Annotated in this window: 23 protein-coding genes; 8 read left to right on the forward strand and 15 right to left on the reverse strand. The window is 49.1% G+C overall.

Annotated elements, in window-relative coordinates; translation table 11 throughout:
* Window positions 1-152 precede the first annotated feature (152 nt).
* Window positions 153-683, forward strand: a complete 531-nt coding sequence (locus P0Y67_RS16885) for an HAD hydrolase-like protein (RefSeq protein ID WP_342392821.1) — start codon at window positions 153-155, stop codon at window positions 681-683.
* Window positions 684-755: 72 nt separating this feature from the next.
* The gene (locus P0Y67_RS16890) at window positions 756-1520 is read left to right on the forward strand and encodes a class I SAM-dependent methyltransferase (protein ID WP_342392822.1); all 765 of its coding nucleotides are present in this window, start codon (window positions 756-758) and stop codon (window positions 1518-1520) included.
* Between the two features lie 48 nt (window positions 1521-1568).
* On the opposite strand, the gene P0Y67_RS16895 is transcribed toward P0Y67_RS16890, so the two are convergent.
* Window positions 1569-1904 carry a tRNA-binding protein gene (locus P0Y67_RS16895; RefSeq protein ID WP_342392824.1) on the reverse strand — a complete coding sequence of 112 codons (336 nt, stop codon included), beginning with the start codon at window positions 1902-1904 and terminating at the stop codon, window positions 1569-1571.
* Between the two features lie 102 nt (window positions 1905-2006).
* Window positions 2007-2717, reverse strand: a complete 711-nt coding sequence (locus P0Y67_RS16900; protein ID WP_342392825.1) for an AraC family transcriptional regulator — start codon at window positions 2715-2717, stop codon at window positions 2007-2009.
* A 131-nt stretch (window positions 2718-2848) separates the two neighbouring features.
* Between P0Y67_RS16900 and P0Y67_RS16905 the strand changes: the two genes are divergently transcribed.
* Complete coding sequence (locus P0Y67_RS16905) at window positions 2849-3490, forward strand: DJ-1/PfpI family protein (protein WP_342392827.1); 642 nt, start codon at window positions 2849-2851, stop codon at window positions 3488-3490.
* 1 nt (window position 3491) lies between these two features.
* On the opposite strand, the gene P0Y67_RS16910 is transcribed toward P0Y67_RS16905, so the two are convergent.
* The 4 genes from P0Y67_RS16910 to P0Y67_RS16925 all read right to left on the reverse strand — a co-directional run bounded on the left by P0Y67_RS16910 (window position 3492) and on the right by P0Y67_RS16925 (window position 5921).
* Window positions 3492-3824 (reverse strand): DUF1840 domain-containing protein, encoded by a 333-nt coding sequence (locus P0Y67_RS16910; RefSeq protein ID WP_342392828.1) that lies wholly within the window; start codon window positions 3822-3824, stop codon window positions 3492-3494.
* A gap of 11 nt (window positions 3825-3835) precedes the next feature.
* Window positions 3836-4414 (reverse strand): rhomboid family intramembrane serine protease, encoded by a 579-nt coding sequence (locus tag P0Y67_RS16915; RefSeq protein WP_342392829.1) that lies wholly within the window; start codon window positions 4412-4414, stop codon window positions 3836-3838.
* A gap of 66 nt (window positions 4415-4480) precedes the next feature.
* Window positions 4481-5290 carry a crotonase/enoyl-CoA hydratase family protein gene (locus P0Y67_RS16920; RefSeq protein WP_342392830.1) on the reverse strand — a complete coding sequence of 270 codons (810 nt, stop codon included), beginning with the start codon at window positions 5288-5290 and terminating at the stop codon, window positions 4481-4483.
* 103 nt (window positions 5291-5393) lie between these two features.
* On the reverse strand, window positions 5394-5921 hold the full coding sequence (locus P0Y67_RS16925) for a hypothetical protein (protein WP_342392831.1): 528 nt from the start codon (window positions 5919-5921) through the stop codon (window positions 5394-5396).
* 109 nt (window positions 5922-6030) lie between these two features.
* Here P0Y67_RS16925 and P0Y67_RS16930 point away from each other — a divergent pair, with 109 nt between their 5' ends.
* A complete protein-coding gene (locus P0Y67_RS16930; protein ID WP_342392832.1) occupies window positions 6031-6573 on the forward strand; it encodes a DUF4136 domain-containing protein in 543 nt (180 codons plus the stop codon).
* A 104-nt stretch (window positions 6574-6677) separates the two neighbouring features.
* On the opposite strand, the gene aroG is transcribed toward P0Y67_RS16930, so the two are convergent.
* From aroG to P0Y67_RS16960, 6 genes are all read right to left on the reverse strand, one after another.
* Window positions 6678-7733 carry a 3-deoxy-7-phosphoheptulonate synthase AroG gene (aroG, locus tag P0Y67_RS16935; protein WP_342392833.1) on the reverse strand — a complete coding sequence of 352 codons (1056 nt, stop codon included), beginning with the start codon at window positions 7731-7733 and terminating at the stop codon, window positions 6678-6680.
* Window positions 7734-8007: 274 nt separating this feature from the next.
* Window positions 8008-9504 (reverse strand): cobyric acid synthase, encoded by a 1497-nt coding sequence (locus tag P0Y67_RS16940; RefSeq protein ID WP_342392834.1) that lies wholly within the window; start codon window positions 9502-9504, stop codon window positions 8008-8010.
* A 135-nt stretch (window positions 9505-9639) separates the two neighbouring features.
* Window positions 9640-10575, reverse strand: a complete 936-nt coding sequence (locus P0Y67_RS16945; protein ID WP_342392835.1) for a bile acid:sodium symporter family protein — start codon at window positions 10573-10575, stop codon at window positions 9640-9642.
* Between the two features lie 24 nt (window positions 10576-10599).
* Entirely contained in the window at window positions 10600-11427 is an 828-nt protein-coding gene (locus P0Y67_RS16950) for an alpha/beta fold hydrolase (RefSeq protein WP_342392836.1), read from the reverse strand.
* Between the two features lie 189 nt (window positions 11428-11616).
* A complete protein-coding gene (locus P0Y67_RS16955; protein WP_342392837.1) occupies window positions 11617-12981 on the reverse strand; it encodes an MATE family efflux transporter in 1365 nt (454 codons plus the stop codon).
* A gap of 128 nt (window positions 12982-13109) precedes the next feature.
* The gene (locus tag P0Y67_RS16960) at window positions 13110-13688 is read right to left on the reverse strand and encodes a nucleoside triphosphate pyrophosphohydrolase family protein (RefSeq protein WP_342392838.1); all 579 of its coding nucleotides are present in this window, start codon (window positions 13686-13688) and stop codon (window positions 13110-13112) included.
* 577 nt (window positions 13689-14265) lie between these two features.
* Here P0Y67_RS16960 and P0Y67_RS16965 point away from each other — a divergent pair.
* Together P0Y67_RS16965 and P0Y67_RS16970 are read left to right on the forward strand one after the other, a co-directional pair.
* On the forward strand, window positions 14266-14985 hold the full coding sequence (locus P0Y67_RS16965) for a glycerophosphodiester phosphodiesterase family protein (RefSeq protein WP_342392839.1): 720 nt from the start codon (window positions 14266-14268) through the stop codon (window positions 14983-14985).
* Window positions 14986-15175: 190 nt separating this feature from the next.
* On the forward strand, window positions 15176-16468 hold the full coding sequence (locus tag P0Y67_RS16970; protein ID WP_342392840.1) for a DEAD/DEAH box helicase: 1293 nt from the start codon (window positions 15176-15178) through the stop codon (window positions 16466-16468).
* 56 nt (window positions 16469-16524) lie between these two features.
* Here P0Y67_RS16970 and P0Y67_RS16975 read toward each other — a convergent pair whose 3' ends face one another.
* The gene (locus P0Y67_RS16975) at window positions 16525-17481 is read right to left on the reverse strand and encodes a sensor domain-containing diguanylate cyclase (protein ID WP_342392841.1); all 957 of its coding nucleotides are present in this window, start codon (window positions 17479-17481) and stop codon (window positions 16525-16527) included.
* Between the two features lie 64 nt (window positions 17482-17545).
* Here P0Y67_RS16975 and P0Y67_RS16980 point away from each other — a divergent pair.
* Window positions 17546-18696 (forward strand): IS3 family transposase gene (locus P0Y67_RS16980; RefSeq protein WP_342392842.1). Its coding sequence is split into 2 segments (ribosomal slippage): window positions 17546-17789 and window positions 17789-18696, totalling 1152 coding nucleotides; the frame shifts between segments, so codons are not numbered across the junction.
* A gap of 165 nt (window positions 18697-18861) precedes the next feature.
* Here P0Y67_RS16980 and P0Y67_RS16985 read toward each other — a convergent pair.
* Together P0Y67_RS16985 and P0Y67_RS16990 are read right to left on the reverse strand one after the other, a co-directional pair.
* Window positions 18862-20070, reverse strand: coding sequence for an MFS transporter (locus P0Y67_RS16985; protein ID WP_342392843.1), 1209 nt, complete (start codon window positions 20068-20070; stop codon window positions 18862-18864).
* A gap of 197 nt (window positions 20071-20267) precedes the next feature.
* On the reverse strand, window positions 20268-21374 hold the full coding sequence (locus P0Y67_RS16990; protein ID WP_342392844.1) for an alpha/beta hydrolase: 1107 nt from the start codon (window positions 21372-21374) through the stop codon (window positions 20268-20270).
* A 293-nt stretch (window positions 21375-21667) separates the two neighbouring features.
* Here P0Y67_RS16990 and P0Y67_RS16995 point away from each other — a divergent pair, with 293 nt between their 5' ends.
* Window positions 21668-22018: an AraC family transcriptional regulator gene (locus P0Y67_RS16995; protein ID WP_342392845.1), complete on the forward strand. Its 351-nt coding sequence runs from the start codon at window positions 21668-21670 to the stop codon at window positions 22016-22018.
* The last annotated feature ends 324 nt before the right edge of the window (window positions 22019-22342 follow it).

Consider the following 22342-nt stretch of genomic DNA (forward strand, 5'->3'; position numbering starts at 1 on the left):
ATCAATCAGTTCTGTTGTCCATGTTACGCAAGTTCGCGAATGCTGACCAGCACGCATTTATCATATACAATCAGATGCAAAATATTTCCAAATAACACCGGGTATCAACAAATCGTTCTAACTGTGACGATTTGCAGCAGAAGGGCTGACTATTGAAGCATGACATTCTGATTTTTGATCTGGACGGCACCATCAGTGACCCCAAGGAGGGGATCGTTAAATCATTCAATTACGCCCTCGCCCATGTCGGACTGCCCGAATTGCCCGAGCAAGAGATAGCCAGCTACATTGGCCCACCGCTGGACACAACCTTTATCGCGTTAACCGGCAATCATGACCCACAATTCATCGCCGATCTGGTGGCCCGCTACCGTGAGCGATATGCAGACATAGGTTATTCTGAAAACAGGCTTTATGACGGCGTAAAAGACACCCTGATTGCCCTGCATAACCAGAAAAACCGCATGGGTATCTGCACTTCAAAACGGACTGATTTCGCTAAACAAATTCTGACGCTGTTCGGCCTGGATAGTCTGTTCGATTTTATTAATGGCGGCGATGTCGGGATTGAAAAATGGCAGCAACTGCGAGACTTGCGGCAGCAGTTCACTATCAGTCAGCATTCCCTGATGATTGGCGACAGAGCAGGAGCTGGAAACAGAACATCCCGCCTATATGTTTGAAACGCCAGCACAATGGCTGACACTGGTTCAGTAACCGGTAATCGTATCACTAAATGCAAGGAATCATCTGCAATGACAAGGAATACAGAACGATTTTCAGACCGGGTCGATGACTATCTGAAATATCGCCCCGGCTACCCGCAGGCCTTGATCGAGACGTTAATGTCTCAAACCCATCTCGATAGCCAGTCGCACGTTGCCGACATTGGCGCGGGTACCGGTATACTGACAAAAATGCTGCTCGATAAAGGACTTCAGGTGAGCGCCATTGAACCCAATGACGCCATGCGGTTTGCAGCTGATCAGCAACTGGCAGAATACGCCGGCTACACCAGTTTGGCCGCACCCGCTGAACGCACAGGGTTAGCTGATGCGTCGGTTGATCTGATCACCGCCGCCCAATCTTTCCATTGGTTTTGCAATGCGCAAACCCGTAGCGAGTTTCAGCGCATTGCCAGACCAGACGCGCATCTCGCGTTAATCTGGAATCAGCGCAAGCTCTGCACACCGATTCAGCAGCACTATGATGACCTGCTGACCCAGTACGGCACGGATTACACCAGCGTCAATCACATGAATCTGACCGACGGCGATCTCAGCCATTTCTTTGCCGATGGCCAAATGCAAAAGCTGGCCTTTGAATACCGGCAATATTTCGATTTAGACGGTTTTATTGGCAGAGTGCGTTCAGCGTCTTATTGTCCGCCGCAAGACAGCGCTGCTTACTATGCGCTCACTGATGCCCTGACGGCTTTATTTCATACTCACCAGGTCGACGGACAGCTGACCTTCGACTACGACACCTACCTCTATCTGGGCAGAGTCCACAAACCATAAATCGCCCACAGACAGTGGATACTGTCTCCGCTGTCTGTCCTGGCCGCTTTATCCGAGCCGCGCACCGACGGGAACATCCTGATCCGGCACCGCCAGCACGACAGAGCCATCTTCGCGGTAGAATCCGGTGACCAGGCATTCCGACATAAAGGGGCCGATCTGCTTGGCCGGAAAGTTGACCACTGCCATTACCTTTTTACCAACCAGCGTTGTTGCGTCATACAAGTCGGTAATTTGCGCACTGCTTTTGCGCTGGCCTATGTCCTCACCAAAATCCAGCCAGAGCTTATACGCCGGCCGCCTTGCTTCCGGGAAAGCTTCAACGGCAATGATCTGTCCGACTCTGAGATCCACTTTGTCGAAATCCTGCCAGCAAATATCCATACTTTTTCCTGCCTCATTGATGAAAAGAGGTAAGAAATTAGCGCAGAATTGTTTCGCCGTTTTTGCTGAAAAGCCGGTTTTGTATTGCCAGAAGCCGGACTCTCACCGCCGGCGTATCTGTCGGGGCGTTTCGCCCCAATAAGCCGAAAAGCGACGGCTGAATGCTGACACATCCGTAAAGCCTACCCGCTCGGCAATCAGCGAGACAGGCAAGTCAGAATGCGCCAGCAATGCTTTGGCTTTTGTCATGCGCTGAGTGAGCAAATACTGCCCCGTCGTCATCCCCATGTGCTGTTTAAACAGCGTCTTAAACTGGCTGAGACTGAGGCAGGCCAGTGCCGCCAGTTCGCCAAGGGACGGCGTTCGACTGATATCTTCATTAAGAAAACGTACGGCTTCACTTATCCGGCCATCTCGACAAGCGGGAATGACCTGATTCTGCAATAAGTGATAAAACAGCGCTGACATTGACTCTATCAAACCGGGCTGTGCCGACTGTGTCAGTTGAAGCTCCAGAAACTGACAGTAGGCGAGCAGTTCAGGAGAGCTCGCGAACACCGGCCGGGTTAACTGCTGCATGCTCTCTGGCAAGTTGTCCAAATCAGCAACCAGAAAACGGCATTTTTCATCGGCTTTAAATTCATGCGTCATTTCAGCCCGGATAACCACACACTGCCCTGGCCCGACTTTTCCTGAGTAACCAGGCAATGTCATGCTTATGTTGCCATGCAGGGGCAGCACTAACTGATGATACGCATGTAAATGAGCACGCATTACCAGGGAGTAGCTTCGAATGGATAGTCTGGCCGTCATTTGCACTATGCCTTTGTCTCCGGCGCTGCCTTATCATAGAAAATCTTACATCAGGTTTGGCAGGATTTTTTTGGATAACCAGTTAAACAACTATGCTTTACGTTAGGTTGAGCAATTTAAAGTGTGACAGGATGACAGAAGCCCTTGCCCCAGACAAACAGCGTGGAATCAGTATTGCGATCCCCTTGTTTCCGGAATTTTGCCTGCTGGATGTCAGTGGCCCGCTGACGCTGCTGAGCGCGCTCGAAGAGGAGATCACAGTGACTCTGGTTTCTGAGAACGCCTCAGCCGTTATCAGCGAGCAGGGTGTCAGTCTGATGACCGAGGCCGACTTTAATGACGATCTGTTCTGCGATCTGTTACTGGTACCTGGTGGTAAAGGTGTCAAAGCCAGTCTGAATCACCCTCAGCTGATGCAATGGATAAGCCGCCAGGGCCGCAAAGCCAGAATTCGCTGCGCCGTCTGTACCGGATCGGCGCTGCTGGCTCAGGCCGGGCTGCTGGATCACAAAGCCGCAACCACCAGCAAACACCAGTATCATTGGGTCAGTGAGCTCAACCATAACGTGAAATGGCAACCTGTCGCCAGATGGGTTCAGGATGAGAACACCTTCACCTCATCCGGTACTGCCGCGGGTCTGGACATGACGCTTGGTCTCATCGCCTTTTTAATGGGAGAGGAAGCTGCCCGTAAGGTTGCCATTGACGCAGAATACCTGTGGCGCAACGATCCGGACGACGATCCTTTCGCACCACTTCATCTGGTCGAGTGAATCAGTCGTCTGATTCCCACATCACCACAACCTCATCCGCGATGGCAGATTCCAGCATCTCAATCAGCGGTCGGGCTCTTGTCATCATACTGATCTGCGGCTCTTTATCTTCCCAGGGATCCTCTTCCGCTTCTGTTTCAGCCTGTTGAGCCGCTTCGTGTTTTTCTGTTTCTGCCAACTTACTTTGCAGATTTAACAACGCTTGCGGCACGTCATCGACATCAATAATACCGGGAATATTTTCGCAGTATCCCATCATATGAATCAGTTGTTTTGCCACATCGCCAAACATGGTGATATTGGCACTGGCTTGGGAGTGAAAGGTAATTAACATGCGTCGTCCTCTTATTGTTCAACATTTGCTATGGCTTTGGCTTTATCTCGCCGGGCAAACACATAACCGGCCATCACACCGGCCAGCGCGCCGGACAAATGACTTTCGTAGCTTATCCAGCTATGTGCAGGAATGATCCCCGTCAGCATCGGACCGTAAAAAAACATCACAATCAAAGCAATAGCCATCGACTTTAAGCTCCGCCTGAGCACGGCATACACCAGCAGGTACGCCCAGAGTCCGTAGATAATACCGCTTAAGCCAATGTGGTAATGCATGCGGCCAAATAACCACACGCCAGCCCCGCTGACCGCCCAGCTGATCATAAAGACAGAGATCAGTCTGGCCGTTCCTGAACGTGACACCAGATAAGCCAGGGCTGAAAATGACACCATATTACTGAATAGGTGTGCCCACGAGCCATGGATAAACGGATAGGCTAACAGTCCTATCGCATGGTTAAGGTGTCTTGGCAGCAAGCCATAATCCAGCAGATAGCCATTCAGCAGTACATTGACAACTTGTACGGCAAAACAAACCACGACGACCGCGCCAATAAAATAGATAGCGTCTTTGTCACTTTGATCCAACAGGCTCTCCTTCAGAGGGGTCTTTAGAAAGTATAAGCCTGCTGAACAGATAAGCCCATGGATTTGTTACCAAAACGACTGGCGTTGCCGATAGGGTTTATCCGCTTTGTTACGCTGCCGGTATCCGGCAATGTGAAAATTCTTCCCCAGGATCAATCTCAGCTGGCTGATGGTTTCTCTGGCCAGCAAATACCGCTCGCTGCGTGACCAGCTGCTGGTTGTGGTGGATTTAATGGCAGCAATCGCATCTGGCGACGCCTGACAAAACTGCTGAGCCAGCACTTGCGCGGCTTGGCGCGGGTTATCATGAACTTCCGTGACCAGGCCAAGTTGCTGGGCGCGAGAGCCGGAGACGATTTCGCCGGTCATAGTCAGCTTCATCGCCACATCTTTTGCCACCAACTCGCGCAGTGACAGCAAGCCCGCCATATCTGGCACCAGGCCCCAGCGTATCTCCATGATAGACAGTTCTGCTTCCGGTGTGGCAAAACGAAAATCGGCCCCCAGCACTATCTGCATGCCGCCGCCATAACAGCGGCCTTCTATCGCGGCAATCACTGGCACAGGAATTCGGCGCCAGTTGCGCGATACCCGCTGGGCGAGATTGGCATTGCCCGGCATCCATTTCTTCAGCACCCCCAGGACCTTGCTCGGCGAGGTCGCCACACTTTTAACATCCAGGCCGCTGCTGAAGTTACCGCCCTCACCGGTCAGAATAATGGCACGAATATCTTTTCGCTTACGCAAAGACCGGCTGACGCTATCCAGTTCTTTGAATAAACTGATATCCAGCGCATTCAGTTTATCGGGCCGGTTTAGCGAGACAGTTACAATACCCTCTTCTTCTGTTACCAAAAGCCGTTGCCAGTTTGACATGCTACATCCTTGTTTGTTATCTGGTCAGTCCAGATCAGTGTACCTGACTGATTGATAAAATCAGCTGGTAGATGATGAAACTCTGCCCGGTGCCACACAGGAGCTACTTCTTTGCCGCCTGATAGCCCATGACATCAGCAAATCGCTGCCAGTTGGCAGAGTCCGGGCTGGTAAGCGGCTGATAAACATGTACAACCGCTGTTTCACCTGCCGGAATGCACCTTTGCCCCATCATGGCAATGGAAGCACTAAAAAGCGGTACATCTGCCGCCTGGCACCATTCCCCTTCCATCCGGCCCTTTTGACGATGACAAAACGCCTCAATACGCGCTTGGTAGTCAGTAACTGAAAAGTCACCGGACAGGCACCAGATGCGCTCATACTCCACATAACCGTCACGCGGATGAAAAAGAAGGCCGGGGATCTCTGTCTGATCTGCTCGCTCTGCTTTGTCTGACCCGGCTTCACTTGCTCTGGTCTGATCGATAAAGTGAGCCGACAGACTGATAATGTCTGTCTCGGCCCCCTCTGTCACAGGTGCCGCAGGTGTCACAGGATTTTCCGCCAACAGACGGCTACCCGCAGCAACGAAAATGATTAGCACAGCAAAACAACCACCTGCGACTTTCATTACTGCTCCCGGATGAAAAATGTCATTCTCAGATGTATTGATTATAGAAGCCGCCAAAACGCTATACTCAAAGCAACCGCGATCCCATCAGCTAGCGAGGGTAGATGGCATGAGAGCTTTACTACTGATATTTATTCCCAGTGTCCTGATTTTGCTGAGCGGGTGCAGCGCCAAGGTCTCCACTGACTACAATGCCAACGTCGACTTCAGCCAGTACAAAACCTTCCAGTTTGCTGAACCCGGAAAATCGTCGATTGTCAGTCTTGATAAAGCGCGGCTAGAAGACACCATCAAACGGGAATTAAGATACAAAGGCTTACAGCCGGCACTGGAAGCAGACTCAAAGGCTGATATCACGATTCACCCTTATATCCGGGAAATGACAGATTTTGATTCTTACGGCACCTCATTCGGATTCGGTGTCGGTTACGGCTACAGCAGCATTGCCTATTCAGCCCCTGTCAGGTTCCGTGAATACACCTATGGCAAGCTGATCGTTGAATTAATTGATAACAAAACCAATAAAGTCATCTGGCGTTCTATTTCACGCCGCCAGCTGACAGAAAGCATGACCCCGACAGCCAGAGACAACTTCATACAGGAACAGGTCAGCGAAATGTTCACACAGTACCCGCCCGGTCAGGGCGGCTGATATCACCTCAATCGCCATACCTGAATGCAAAAAAAGCGAGAGCCCGGTCAAGACTCTCGCTTTTTCAATCATCGCTGACGCTGAGTGGCAGCGCCGATATCAGATCATGACTTCTGACGACGCTGTTCGACTTTCTCTGCCAGCTCACGCAACACGCTTTCAGTGTCTTCCCAACCAATACAGGCATCTGTGATGCTCTGGCCGTAAGTGGCCACCTTGCCATCAACAATATCCTGACGACCTTCAACCAGATGACTTTCAATCATCACCCCGAAGATCGCTTTGTTACCGCTGGCAATCTGCTGACCCACATCTTCAGCAACCAGAACCTGGCGCTTGTACTGCTTCAGGCTGTTGGCATGGCTGAAGTCGATCATCACTTTCTGACGATGACCTGCATTTTCCAGCTGACCAACCACCGCATTCACATGCTCAGCGCTGTAGTTTGGCTCTTTACCGCCACGCAGAATGATATGGCAGTCTTCATTACCCGCCGTCGATACAATCGCGGAATGACCGAACTTGGTTACCGACAGGAAATGGTGTGGCGCACTGGCGGAACCGATAGCATCAGTGGCAATTTTGATATTGCCGTCTGTACCGTTTTTAAATCCCACCGGACACGACAAACCAGAGGCCAGTTCACGGTGAACCTGGGACTCAGTGGTACGCGCACCGATTGCACCCCAACTGATGAGATCACCCATGTACTGTGGCGTGATCATATCCAGGAATTCACCGGCTGTCGGCATGCCCATATCGGTCAAATCGAGCAGCAGTTTACGGCCCATACGCAAGCCGTCATTTAACTGAAAGCTGTCATCCATATACGGGTCGTTAATCAAACCTTTCCAGCCCACTGTGGTACGTGGCTTTTCAAAGTAGACACGCATAACAATTTCCAGACGATCTTTCAGTTCGTCACGCAATGTTTTCAGGCGTGCTCCGTACTCAATAGCCGCTTTCGTATCGTGAATGGAGCAAGGGCCAACCACTACCAGCAAGCGATCATCTTCATCATTTAAAATATTATGAATAGCTTTACGCGCTTCATAGACAGTTTCCGATGCGTTTTCAGTGGCCGGAAACTTTTCCAGCACGGCTACCGGCGGCAATAATTCTTTAATTTCTTTAATTCTTACGTCGTCTGTTTTGTGCATACTGCTTACTTCCAATTACATATCGTGGCCTGATATGGTCAGTATCAGGCCGATCATCTACTCCAACAGGCATTTAACTTATCGCCTTCATCCTGCATGTGCAAACGCTAATTGAAAATGAATGACAAACGCTATTCTGACACTTTCAGTCTGATTTTCATGCCATTCGCCAACACAGACCTGTGAGACGATATTTACGGGCATTTTGCCTGTATCACCTTAAAATACTCTGCTTTTTAATTGTTATGCAGCAGATTGAATTTTCAGTGAAAAATTATGCCTTTTGAAACAAATGCTTCCATTCAGGCCAAAGTGCAGCCAGATCGAGATGCTTTTCGATTTCATCAGCCAGACGTTCGATGTTTTCCGCTTTGATTTGATCCATGTCTGGCGTCTGGCAGTCCGATAAACCCGCCCAGTTCAGAATAGCGCTGCAGGCCGAGGGTTTATCAAACACGCCATGTAAGTAAGTACCGAAAACCTGATCATCAACACCGATTGCACCGTCGGCAAGATTTCCGCTGTCTGTGTGCAAATGAACCGGTGCTGTGTCCAGCGTCACACCCGATGTCACCCCGGCGTGAATTTCGTAACCACTGACCTCAACCGACGGCATGCCAGGCAGACGTAGTGTGCCCTGAGAGCGTTTGAGCTGCTTTTCGGGCTCCAGCACGGTCGAAACAGGCAGGTAACCTAGCCCCGGGCTTTGACCCGGTTCCCCTTCCAGGCCATGCGGATCGGAGACCCATTCGCCCAGCATCTGGTAACCACCGCAAATTCCCATAACCTTGCCGCCAAGGCGCAGATGCCGGGCAATCTGCTTATCCCAGCCTTGTTCACGCAGATAGGCTAAATCGCTACGTACGCTTTTGCTGCCGGGCAGAATAATCAGATCGGCAGCAGGCAATGGCTCCCCTTTACCTGTCAGGTGAACATTGACCTGGGGGTGCATCCGCAATGCATCAAAATCAGTGTGATTACTGATTCGGGTGAACACAGGCACCACAACCTGCAGGGGTTTGTCTACTTTTGCCACCTGCTGAACAGAAATCGCATCTTCCGCTTCGAGCATCAGGCCATGCAGATAAGGCAATACACCCAGCACAGGCTTGCCCGTTTTCTGCTCCAGCCAGTCAAGCCCGGATTGCAATAAAGTGATGTCGCCGCGAAAACGGTTAATGACAAAACCTTTTACTCTGGCCTGCTCAGATTCAGACAAGAGTGCAAGCGTGCCGTACAGATGCGCAAAAACACCGCCGCGATCGATGTCGGCCACAATAATGACAGGCACATCGGCCGGCTCGGCAAAGCCCATATTGGCAACGTCGTTTTCGCGCAGATTGACTTCAGCCGGACTGCCGGCCCCTTCAATCACCACGGTGTCGTAGCTCTGCTGCAGGCGGTCGAAAGATGCCAGAATAGAAGGCAACACAAATTGCTTGTAGCCCTGAAAGCCAATGGCATCCATGTCCTCGACAGCCCTGCCCTGCACGATCACCTGCGCGGCAGTGTCCGTGTTCGGTTTGAGCAGCACCGGATTCATATCTACCGTTGGCTCAATGCCGCAGGCGAAGGCCTGGACGGCCTGAGCACGACCAATCTCACCGCCATCAGCGGTGACAGCACTGTTCAGTGCCATGTTCTGCGGCTTGAACGGCGCGACCTGAATGCCTTTTCTTGCCAGCACCCGGCACAATCCGGCCACCAGCACACTTTTTCCTGCATCAGATGTAGTCCCCTGAACCATCAGGGCACGAACTGTTGATTGCATGTCTTCTCTCTCGTTGAATATCAGTGACACCGTAACTCATCGTTTGGTGTTGTATCAGATTAAGTCAGAAAGTCGGCTCAATGAAAAAAGCAGCCAGTGATGGTCACTGACTGCTTTTTAATCTTCCCTGTCGGTTCAGCTTGCTAACGGATCCACGCTTTGAGCCGGGGCTTTTTTAGACCAGTACGCCGCCAGCATTGAGCCTGAAATGTTATGCCAGATTGAAAACAGCGTACCGGGTATCGCTGCAACCGGGGAAAAGAATTTCATCGCCAGCGCCGTCGCCAGACCAGAATTTTGCAAGCCAACCTCAATGGCAATGGTACGGCAGACCGTCTCATTGAATCCCAACAGACGGCAGGAATAATATCCGGCGGCCAGACCAATCCCATTATGGAGAATCACCGCCAGCGCAATCACAGGCCCGATTTGCGTCAGGCTGTCAGCGTTAAGCGCCACCACAATCGCAATAATCATGACAATGGCAACCACAGACAGCAAAGGCAAGACAGGCACAAACCGACGGGTGAAACCCGCTGCAAAATGATTGATCACCACCCCGCCCAGCACAGGTAGCAAGACCATTTTCACCAGACTGGAGAGCATTGCCATCATAGGAACTTCGACGCTCAGCCCCGCCAGGGAGCCGGTCAGCAGCGGTGTCAGAAACACACCGAGTAAGGTCGACATCGCCGTCATGGTGATGGATAACGCAACATCCCCTTTGGCGAGATAGCAAATCACATTGGATGCAGTACCACCGGCAACGCTGCCCACCAGCACCATACCGACGGTTTGCTCAGGATTAAAGCCCAATGCCAGGCTGAGCACAATGGCCACCAGCGGCATGACGGTAAACTGCAGCAGTACGCCGACACTGACCGCACGTTTGTTCTGTACGACCGCCAGAAAATCCGTCGTTTTCAGCGTCAGCCCCATTGTTAACATCACAAATGTCAGCAAAGGTACGATCGCGGTTTTCAGCTCAACAAAAAAAGCCGGTTGAACATAGGCATAACCGGATAGCAGCACAGCCCACAGCGGAAAAAGTCTGATCACAATCCCTAGCATCTTATTCCCTCAATTATTCTCACGTCATTCCATGGTGTGCCGGAAAAATGGCAGCAAATGGCCTGTGACCTCTTCCGGTTGCTCCAGAGGGGTTAAATGGCCCGCCTCTGCAATCAGCTCAAGACGGCTTCCTGTCACACCATCCAGCATCAGGTTCGATTCCAGCACAGAGCGAATTCTGTCTTGCACGCCCACAAGCAACAGGCATGGGAGCGCAAAGTTTTCGGCATCCTCAAAACTGTCACGGCGACCAAACCACATACGGCCAGCCTGTGTCAGCGCACTGACCGCATCGCCCTGATATTGCGCTAAACGTACACGAAACGGCGCAGCCAGTTCAGGCTGGCGCTGTTCTGCATTCTGACCGAACTGTAAAGGGGTAAAGAAATCGATAAATGCCTGGCTGAAACACTGAGCGGATTCTGCCTCCCGTAACAGCGCCTGATATTTCAGGTTAACCACTTCAGGCTCCAGGCCGGCAAAACTGTCCAGCAGCGCCAGGGCTTTCACTTTCGCGGGGGCAAGCACACCCAGTTCGATCGCCCAGCTCCCGCCCAGCGAGTGGCCAGCAACGCCCACTTGTTCTATGCCAAGATGTTCCAGCAATTCATTGATCACACAGGCATAATCTGCCAGTGTTGCGCTGGCGGACGGAGCGGCATCGGATTCACCGTGCCCCCAGAAGTCCGGCACGATACAACGAAAAGACTGACTGAGCGCTGCTGTCTGATGTTGCCACATAGTGCTGTCCCACAGATAAGCATGGCCGAGAAGGATCACCGGACCCTGCCCAATGTCCTGGTAACTGATGCTCTTAAATCGATGCCTTTGCTGCGGGAAAATACCGTTCATTGTTGCTCCAAGTCTTCTTTTGTATTTATACCAACCTACATAAGTCTTTGATCATTCTTGCTGGTTAACACCGCTAATCACTGCGTTATGGATTTTGTCGTTAGAACCACCAGCGAGCTGCAATCCATACCTTGTTCTAAGCGATTTTTCCTGCGCAATGATCTGAACACTGACTTATCCAGATTGGTATTAATTCTGCTCTGCCATAGTCGCAGGTGTGAATTTCGCGACCACTTTATGCATGCCCTGCTGGAAACACAGCCAGGCCATCAATCCGGCGGCAAGATTACCAAACATCGCCCCGATAAACAGGCCCTTTATTCCGCCAAAATGCGCACCCAGCCAAATCAACGGCAGGAAACAGGCAAATAGCCTTAAACAGGAAATCACCAATGCCCGCATCGGCATCCCCAGTGCGTTACTCACCGACACCATCAGCATACATACCCCAAGCGGGCCAAGGCTGACAGGCACCCAGCGAAGATGAACCGAGAGAAGCTGACTGACGGATGGATCACTGCTTAACACAGACGGCAGCCATACAGACAGCAGCAGTAAAATCGCGGCGAGCGCGAGCTGCCAGACCATAATAAATTTCACCGCCAGCCGTATCAGTGCGGTGATGGATGCCATGTCCTTTCGGCCCAGACAGCGGCCCACCATGGGCGGCATAGACATCGTGAGCGCCAGTACCACCACAATAGAGAAGAATTCCAGCCGGGATCCTAACGCCCAGGCGGCAACGGCAGCAGCACCGAAACCGGCAACCAGTTTTGTTGCCAGCATGGAAGCCAGCGGCGGCATCAGTTGACTGAGCATGGCGGGCGCCATAATGTTGAGGAGTTCTTTGATTGATGCCATGACATGCAAACCTTGCCAGTTCAGCGACATCCAATGCCGTTTAATCACGACAGGAAACATCACCAGCATACCGATAGCAAATGCCACTATGGTTGCCATTGCCGCACCGGCAAGCCCCAGATCCAAGGTGAAAATAAAGAGCGGATCCAGCACCATATTCAGAACACTGGTTACCACCATCATGATGCCGGGTAACACAGTGTTGCCATTGGCCCGGCACAAACTGTAGGCAAAATAGACCATGGCACCCAGCCAGGCGCTGCAAAGCCAGTATGGCCAGTAAGCATCAATGAGTGGCCGGACATTATCCGGGGCGCTCAGCAATGAAAGGATTGACCCTCTCAATAGCCAAATGGCAATCCCGACGACAACAACGATCAGCGCACCGGTCAGAACAACCAATCCACCTAACTGCTTGGCACGCTGCTCGTCACCACTGCCGAGCACCCGAGAGATCACCGCAGTCGTGGCGATACCCAGACCAACCTGAAGACCGATAATGATCATCTGTATCGGTAGCGTGAAGCCCTGCGCAGCAAGAGGCAACACACCCAGCTGCCCGATGAAGGCACTGTCGACCAGCTGAAAGCTCATTAACGACAGGACGCCGAACATCATCGGCCAGGTCATGGAAAACAACTGTCGCGGCAGCGAACCTGCATGGGTGGAATCAGTGGCATTAGATCGGGGCATAATCAGAAATTCATCAGAAAAAAGAAAAGTGTAAAGGGCTGGTACGTCAGTACGAAGACAGTGAGTGAAAGTAGTCGGAAAAATCCCTGCCTATGTGGCAGGGATCAAGCGCAGATGAAACTCGGCAATTAGTTAGTTACTAATGTCACCAGATCGGCGGGACGATAATACACAGATTTCAGGACTTTCCCTTGGCGTATGACTTTGTCTTCCAGCTCAACATCTTTGGCACATTTAGCAATGATGTAATCGCCTTTCTGGTTCCCTGTAATCTCTACGCCCTGCTTGGCATAAAACGCCTGTGTTTCCGAAAATTCCTGCTCGTTACGGCACACCTTGCTCATATTGCTGGCATGCACTTCGTCCCAGCAGGGAACGAACTCGATATTGAGTCGTTTGGCAATTTGCAGCAACAGGTCAATCATATAACTGATACCCGGATTGTCCTGCACCTTGCTGTCACCCAGGTGCACCAGTCGGCCCATCAGGACATAGACAGTGTCCACAATGGCATCGGCCTGCTCAACCAGAGAATCGGCTTCCGCCAGTTCTGTCAGTTCTTCTACTGCCAGCGAGGTATGTAACTGGTCCATTTGCTCATTCAGCGTCGATGGATTCTCAATGTCCAGATCAAACGTAGTACGAAACTCTCTAATGTCACGATACAAGTGGTCAAACAATGCCTGATCCAGCACAGTCAGTTTCATACTAAATTCCTCATCAATCTATCGTCATCGTGCGAAGCGGAAAGTCGCTGCATACCCTGTCAATAAAGGAAGCGCCGCCAGCTACACGGTTAAAAGTCGGCGAATGGTATCACACTCATATCCAGCTTTCATTTTTCTTCTCCGAACACAAAAGCAAGATTTTACCTTCAGCTGACTGACATTTGGCCAATATTCAACTTATGCATTACACCCTGCCGCATATGCAACAGTTATTTGTGACATAAATCACTGAACTGATTAATTTGTCGCATACAATACGCCCACTATTTCATAGAAAAAAGTACGATTATGTGTCCACATTGCAAAAGCAAGAGTGTTCCTCTGCGTATTCGCCGAACGATGTTAGATAAAATTCTTAACAAAAATAGCCATAAATTCCAGTGCAGCTGTTGCAGCAAACACTATTTCATCAAACTCGGCAGTTATGTGGGTGCAGCGACAACGGATCGCTGAACAACACCTGGACGTTTACCGTCATTGAACTGTTATAATCCTGAGGCATATTCACAGATACAGTCGTCACCTGTCTCTTATTTCTTGATGGTACTGATCACACATGATTTCCGGACATCGCGGAGCCGCAGCGCTGGCTCCTGAAAACACCCTGGCAGGCTTGCAGGAAGCCGCCAAACATCAGATTCAGTGGGTTGAAATGGATACCCAACTCTGTGCGGATTTTATCCCGGTCATCTTTCACGACAAAAAAGTGAACCGCTGCACCAACGGCCGTGGTTATGTCCGTGAGCTGAATCTGGCTGAATTGAAAGCACTTGACGCCGGTAGCTGGTTTAGCACCAACTTTGCCAACGAACGCATTCTGACGCTGGATGAAGCACTCACAGCCTGCCGTACGCACCAACTTAAGCTCAACCTGGAAATTAAGGTTCATGATGAAGCAGACACCGAGCTGCTGGTCAGCAAGGTTGCAGACACCATTGCGGCCAATGGTTTCCCTGCCGAATCGCTGATACTGTCGAGCTTTTCCGTTAACGCTGTCGCCTGTTGCCAGCAGATGATGCCTCATATCCGCCGAGGATTGATCTGCGATAGCGTGCCGGACGATCTGATGACTTTGGCAGAGAAGCTTGAACTCTTCAGTGTTCATCTGGACTACCGGTTGCTGGACGAAACACTGGCGAGCGCGATTAAACAGGCCGGGCTGGATCTCCATATCTGGACCATGAATAAACCGGAATTGGTTGCCCAGTTTTACCAGTGGGGCGTCGATATCATCATTACTGACAACCCGCCACTGCTGCTCTCTCCTCTTTCGTGACACAAGCCGGGCTCAGCCCGGGTTGTTTCTGGCCGGATATCCGCCTTTATTGCGTAATTTTTCAGCTAAAGCTCAAATCATCTGCCACAGGCTATGATTATTGCTCTATAATCCGTGGTTTTGGTCAGTCATACCAAACGGAATCCTCAGCTTAGCGTTTCGTTCGGTATACCGTCTGTAGGAATGTAACATGTCATTTGCTTCACAAAATTTTGCTCCGGAAATTGTTCGCGCTTTGGATGAATGTGGTTATGAAAAAATGACCCCCATTCAGCAAAAAGCGATACCTGCTGCTCGTCGTGGTGAGGACATTGTGGCAAATGCCCAGACTGGTACGGGCAAAACAGCCGCTTTTTCGCTGCCGATCATTCAGAAAATTGCCGATAATCCTAAGCCGAGAAAAAGTTTTACGACGCGCGCGCTGATCCTGGCGCCGACACGTGAACTGGCAGAGCAGATTGCACGCAACATTTCAGATTACAGCCAGTATCTGGAATTACGTGTTGCGGCTGTTTTTGGCGGAAAGAAAATGTCGAGTCAGGAAAAGCAGCTGGAAAGTGGCGTCGATATTCTGGTTGCCACACCGGGCCGTTTAATTGAGCACCTGGATTTAGGTAACCTGTCGTTAACGAACCTGGAATTTCTGGTGTTTGACGAAGCTGACCGTATGCTGGATATGGGCTTCATTGGCGATATCCGCACGATTATGAGCGGTATTCAGGGCCATCCGCAAACCATGCTGTTTTCTGCGACATTCTCCAGCATGATGAATAAACTGGCTGGCGACATCACGAATAAGCCAAAGCGTATTTCTGTGACGCCTGAAAACTCCACGGCAGAAACCGTGGCGCATGTGGTTTATCCTGTTGATGAAGAGCGCAAACGCGAGCTGCTTTCTGAGCTTATCGGCAAAAAGAACTGGCAGCAGGTGCTGGTGTTTGTGAATTACAAAGAAACAGCCAATGACCTGGTGACAGAGCTGAAACTCGACGGTATCAAAGCCGTACTTTGCCATGGTGATAAAGCACAAAGTGCGCGCCGCCGTGCGCTGGAAGAATTTACAACAGGTAAAGCCCGGGTGATGGTAGCGACGGAAGTGGCTGCACGCGGACTGGATATTCAAGGCTTACCGCATGTCGTGAACTATGACATGCCATTTCTTGCCGAAGATTATGTACACCGCATTGGCCGTACCGGTCGTGCCGGTCAGCAAGGCCATGCCATTTCCTTTGTCAGCCGCGAAGAAGAACTGACCTTGCTGCAAGTTGAAAAACTCATCAAGCAACGCATTCGCCGGGTCATTCTGGAAGGTTATGAGCCCGCTAAACGCGACGCACTGATTGAGAAGCTGAACACCAAAGCCTCATACCGTGATCGCAAAGGCCGTACCAATAATCCGGATCAATCTGCTGCAGAGCGCCGGATGCGATTACAAAAAGCGATCCGTAGTCGCAGTGCTGCACCTAAAACATTGAAAAAATAATTGTTATAGAACAAAACAAACCCCAGTCTCAGCGGCTGGGGTTGGTATTAAAGCCATCAGGATTGCATTTTACTGAGATACATTCTTGAATCCGCTTTCGCCAGAATTTCGTCCAGGTTCATCATTTTACCTGCCGGCAGGGTGTAAACACCGGCACTGAAAGATAACTGATACGGGCGGTTTTGCCGGGTATTGAACACATCGACCGTCTTTTGAAAACGCTCTATGGTCTGCCGCGTTTCCTCTTCCGTCATCCCTGAATACAGTACGACAAACTCATCCCCGCCCACTCTGGCAAATAAATCAGAATAGCGAAAACTCTGGCTAATCAGAAAGGCAAAATCTTTCAGCGCATTATCACCGGCCTGGTGGCCAAATTGGTCATTGATGTCTTTGAATTTATTGAGATCGAAAAATGCCAGTGAAAACGGCGTGCCATGAAGATGGCTGTTTTCCAGACTCTTGGTCGCGAGCCTGATGAAACCGCGGCGGTTGGATATCTGAGTCAATTCATCAATGGTTGCATCGTGCAGGGCAGACAACTCCTGCTCAGCCATTTTGGCCAGGTCAACCAGATCCCTTACTTCGTCATTGTCCATCGAATGGGGCTGATGATCGAAGATACACAAGGTACCCAGCTTGTATTTATTGTCGTAAACCAAAGGAACACCCGCATAAAAGCGGATATGAGGAGGCCCGGAGACCAAAGGATTATCATGAAAACGTTTGTCCTGAGATGCATCAGAGACAATGAAAGGGCCATCGGCTAAAATTGCATGTCCGCAAAATGACACTTCCCGGCTGGTTTCTGTCAGTTCAGCACCGCAACAGGATTTAAACCACTGCCTGTCATCGTCAACCAGCGTCACTGTTGCAACTGGCACATTGAAAAGCCGCCTGGCAAGACGCGTTATCCGGTCGAATCTTTCTTCCCGATCCGTATCCAGCAAAGACAAGGAACGCAAGCATTGCAAACGCTCAACTTCGTTTCTGGGGTTCTCTGGTGCTAGCATGGTGATCTGATCCAATACTTTTGGACACCGCGTTAAGTGAGTAAAATGACTTATCGAGGTGAATATGACAACCAAAAAGACCCGCAAGACCTATACCGCTGAATTCAAAACTGAAGCCCTGAAACTGGCTGAACGTGTTGGCGTTGCTGAAGCAGCCAGGCAGCTCAAAATTTATGAATCGCAAATCTATAACTGGCGTACTGCCGTTGAGAAAAAGTCCAATACCAGCCAACGGGAAGCTGAGTTGGCCGCTGAAGTTGCAAAGCTCAGACGCCAACTGGCTGATCAAGCAGAGGATTTAGCCATACTAAAAAAGGCGGCCACCTACTTCGCGAAGAATCAAAAGTAAGCCGATTCAAATTCATGCTTGAGCACCAACGCCAGTTCCGCCTGAAATCCATGGCATTGGTGCTTGGTGTTACGCGAAGTGGGTATTACGCCTGGCGTAAATCAGGGAAAGCACCAAGCAAACGGCTGAAGAGCCAGCGTTGCCGAGATGAACAAATCAAAGCCGTTTTTGATACGAGCAAAGCGCGTTACGGCGCTCGCCGTATCCAGGTCGAGCTGGCAGAAAAGGGTGAAAGCGCTGACGTGAAAACCATAATAAACAGCATGACACGGCAGGATTTAGTCGCCAAAGCAGCGCGTAAATTTAAGGTCACAACCGACAGCAATCATCAGCTGCCTGTGGCTCCAAACCTACTGGAGCAAAACTTTAACGCGACAGGACCGAACCAGAAATGGGTCGGTGATATCACGTATTTGATGACCAGCGAAGGTTGGCTTTATTTGGCTGTGATCATTGATTTGTACTCGCGTGCCGTGGTTGGCTGGTCGATGAGCAATCGAATGACCGCCCAACTTGCTTGCGATGCCCTGAACATGGCGCTGTTCCGCCGCGGTTTTCCAAAAAGCGTGATAGTGCACAGTGACAGGGGCAGCCAATATTGTTCGTATGTGTATAGAGATCTGATTGAAAAACATCAACTTACTCAAAGCATGAGCCGTAAAGCCTGCTGCTGGGACAACGCCTGTGCGGAAAGCTTTTTCCATTCGCTGAAGGTTGAAGCCATCCAGTACGAGCCAATCATGGACAGGGAAACCATGCGTCAGACCGTTTTTGAATACATTGAAGTTGATTACAACAAAACCAGAAGGCATAGTTCGCTTGGCTATCTCAGCCCTGAGAATTTTGAATTGAAGAACAGTGCTTAGCTAAGTGTCCAGAGTTAGTGGATCAGATCAAACCAGTTTGATCAACGTTAAGCGCAGTCGAGGCGCGATTATTACTAGGTTATTTATTTCGGCGGTGTTAACAGCAACAAGATGATTCACAATAGTAACCTTATTAATTCTATGGTTTCGATAAACGAATAAATTTCATTGTGTTTGTAGGCGTGATGCTTTCAATGAGAGAAAAGCACCAATTAACAATATAGTAGCACTGGCAATAAAAGTGGTCTGGTACCCATCTGCATCAAATAGTAGCCCTCCAACGGTAGAGCCTAGCGCGATGGACATTTGGACAACCGCAACCATCAAACCACCTCCGGCTTCTGCATTATCAGGCATCGCTTTTGCTACCCAAGTCCACCACGCTACAGGAGCGGCAGTGGCGACCAATCCCCATAATGAGAGTAGTATTGCTACGATGAACACATGACTTCCTAATGGGATTAAGGCTATGGCAATCATAGCCATAAGAATGGGAATACCGATCAGTAAACCGTATAACGTCCGTTTGAGAAGTGAACTGATGATTAACGTGCCAATAAGCCCTGCAAACCCAATAGCAAGTAATAGCAGAGACAATGTAGATACGCTGGTATGTGTCACTGTCTCAAGGAAAGGTCTCAAGTAAGTAAATAGCGCAAACTGTCCCATAAAGAAAGCTCCACAGCCTGCCATACCAAGAGCAACGGTGCGGTTTTTCAGTGTATTGAGAATATATCTAGGCCCCGATGTGTTTGTCTCCGTTTTCATAGCGGGTAAGGCTAACCATTGCCATATCAAGGTGACTAGCGCGATAGGAATAATCGCTAGAAAAGCACCACGCCACCCAACAATAGAGCCTAAATAACTGCCTAATGGTGCGGCAATGACCGTTGCCATCGCATTGCCACCATTAAAAATGGCGAGAGCTTTAGGTACTTTTTCAGGAGGTACTAATCGGATCGCCATTGCCGCAGACATTGACCAAAATCCACCAATGACCACACCGATGAGCCCACGTCCTAGCATATAAGTCATGTAATTTGGTGCTAAAGCTACAATGGCCCCAGATATTCCCATTAAAAAAGTAAGTGTTAGTAGTAATTTCTTACGGTCAACGGTGCCGATAAAAGCAGGTAGTAATAGACTAGTTAGTACAGCAAATGTGCCGGAGATTGCAATGCCTTGGCCTGCCATTCCCTCAGTGATCTGTAAGTCGTTTGCAATTAGCGTCAGCAAACTAACAGGCATGAATTCGGATGCGATAAGTGTGAATACACACAAAGACATAGCAAATACGCCACTCCAATGAGCAGTATTATCAGCTAGATCAGAAGAGGAGTCATTATATGTATCATATATTGTCGTTGATTTCATAATTTCGTTTATTATGCCTCTGTTTTATAGAAGTACCTCGCGTGCTTAAATAACACGTATGGTTTAAAAATATTGATTAATTTTAGCGGAGAGCATAAAACATAATCCGGTTTGATTTAATTCGTTATAGGTTAATAGGGCAAAAGATCGCTCTTATGCCCATACCAATCATGTAACGCCAAATCGTTAACTATTGATTAAGCGAGATGTTGTTTGAAGAATTTGGTTAGTTTGTCAAACGGAATGACATCCATCTGATCATACAAATCAATATGGCTGGCACCGGGAATTATCATTAACTCTTTTGGTTCAGCAGCATTCTCGTAGGCCGTTTTAGCCATATAAAGCGAATGTGCTTTTTCACCATGAATGAATAAAACGGGACGAGGTGAGATTTCATTTATATAGGTCAATATCGGCATGTTCATAAAGGATAGTGGTGTCGTTTGCGACCAAGCGTTACCTGAGTTAACTGCACGTGGGTGATAACCGCGTGGTGTCATGTAGTACTCATGGTAATCAACCATAAATTGCGGTTCGCCACCTTTCAATACGTTGTAAGGTGCTTGATAGGCTGGCGTGCCATTTTTTGCATCTTCCCAGCGTTGATGGCTTAGTTGTTCTAGTGCTTGTGTGCGCTGATCTAGAGTGACGCTGTCGTTGTAGCCTTTAGACATAACACGAGTCATGTCATACATAGTGCTTGCCACAACGGCTTTGACACGCTTGTCGACGGCGACCGCATTTAATGCCATACCACCCCAGCCACACACGCCAATCATTCCGATACGCTCACGGTCTACGCTCGTTTGCATTCCAATATAGTCAACCGCAGCACTAAAATCTTCAGTATTGATATCTGGTGAGGCAATATTACGAGGTTCACCACCACTTTCACCTGTGTATGAAGGGTCAAAAGCAAGCGTGACAAAACCACGTTCTGCCATTGTTTGAGCGTAAAGACCTGACGATTGTTCTTTTACTGCACCGAAAGGCCCACCAATAACAATCGCTGGCAATTGACCTGTGGCGTTTTTGGGTTGGTAAAGGTCGGCAGCGAGTGTAATGCCATAGCGATTTTTGAAAGTTACTTTTTTATGGTCGACCTTGTTACTTTTGGCAAATTTTTTGTCCCATTCATTGCCTAATTTTAGTGATGTTTGAGCAAAAGCTTGAGTTGATACGAACGAGTTCACACCTAAAGCAACAACGCCTGCACCAGCCATTTTCATTATATTTCTGCGTCCTTCATTAGCTTCATTTTTTTGAGAAGCAATGTTGGTGTTTTCAATGGATTTATCCATGGTTTTCTCCTGATAAATTGAACGAGCATTGCAGAATACATCTTCCACAAAACGTTCAAATATATGATCGTTATGAATCTTTACTATCCGTGCTATCGACATTCATATTTGTAATAAGTAATGAAATAAAGATTATGGTTTGCTTTATGAGTATTTAGTTTTACAGTTTTTTTCGATTTACGATAGCAAGATCCTGCTCAATTCTTGCCTGATACACCGAATGGCTGGAGTTTCAGGTGACTTTAGGTATGGTTCAACCTATTATTGATTAAATAAAATTTGAGGAGTATCGAATGGTTGCTCAACACGAATTGATAGCTGAGAATAAACAGTTAGATATAAATATCAGTTACATGCAGGCTAAATTAGCTAGAATTATTGAGAAAAAAACGGTAGGCAATGAAGACCGTTCTACGTTAATTGAAAACCTGTCTCTGTTTCGTCGGGAAGTGGTTGCAGAACCTTGCGCTTGTACAATTGAACCAAGTGTTCTTTTTGTCGTGCAAGGAACCAAGCAGTTGTTGGTTGGAGAGCAAAATTTCACTTATGATACACAACATTTTTTACTCAATTCATTGGATATGCCAGCTAGTTCACAAGTCGTCGATGCCAGTGTGGATACCCCATGTTTAGGACCAGGGTGAGAGCATGAGTTAACAAGTTGTAAAATCACCATATAAAAAGCATGTTGGGATCTACAAAAAGAGTGATTTTTAACCGCCTGCCACAGGTGTGAAATGCATGAGGTGTCTAATAATTACTCAACCAGCCCGAGAGAACTTACGTGTGTTCAAAAAGTGAACATACGTGCTCTCACCCTGTGTTTAGGACTGATGTTAAAAATTGATATGCTGCTCATGGCTGATATTATTGCTCAAAACGGTATGAACCCCAGGGCAAGATCACGAACGTTTTTTGAACAAAATAGATCAGTTTGACGATCAGGGCTGGCTGTGATCATATACTCC

Origin of the sequence: Photobacterium sp. SP02 (assembly GCF_038519165.1) — a bacterium.
Taxonomy (GTDB): domain Bacteria; phylum Pseudomonadota; class Gammaproteobacteria; order Enterobacterales; family Vibrionaceae; genus Photobacterium; species Photobacterium halotolerans.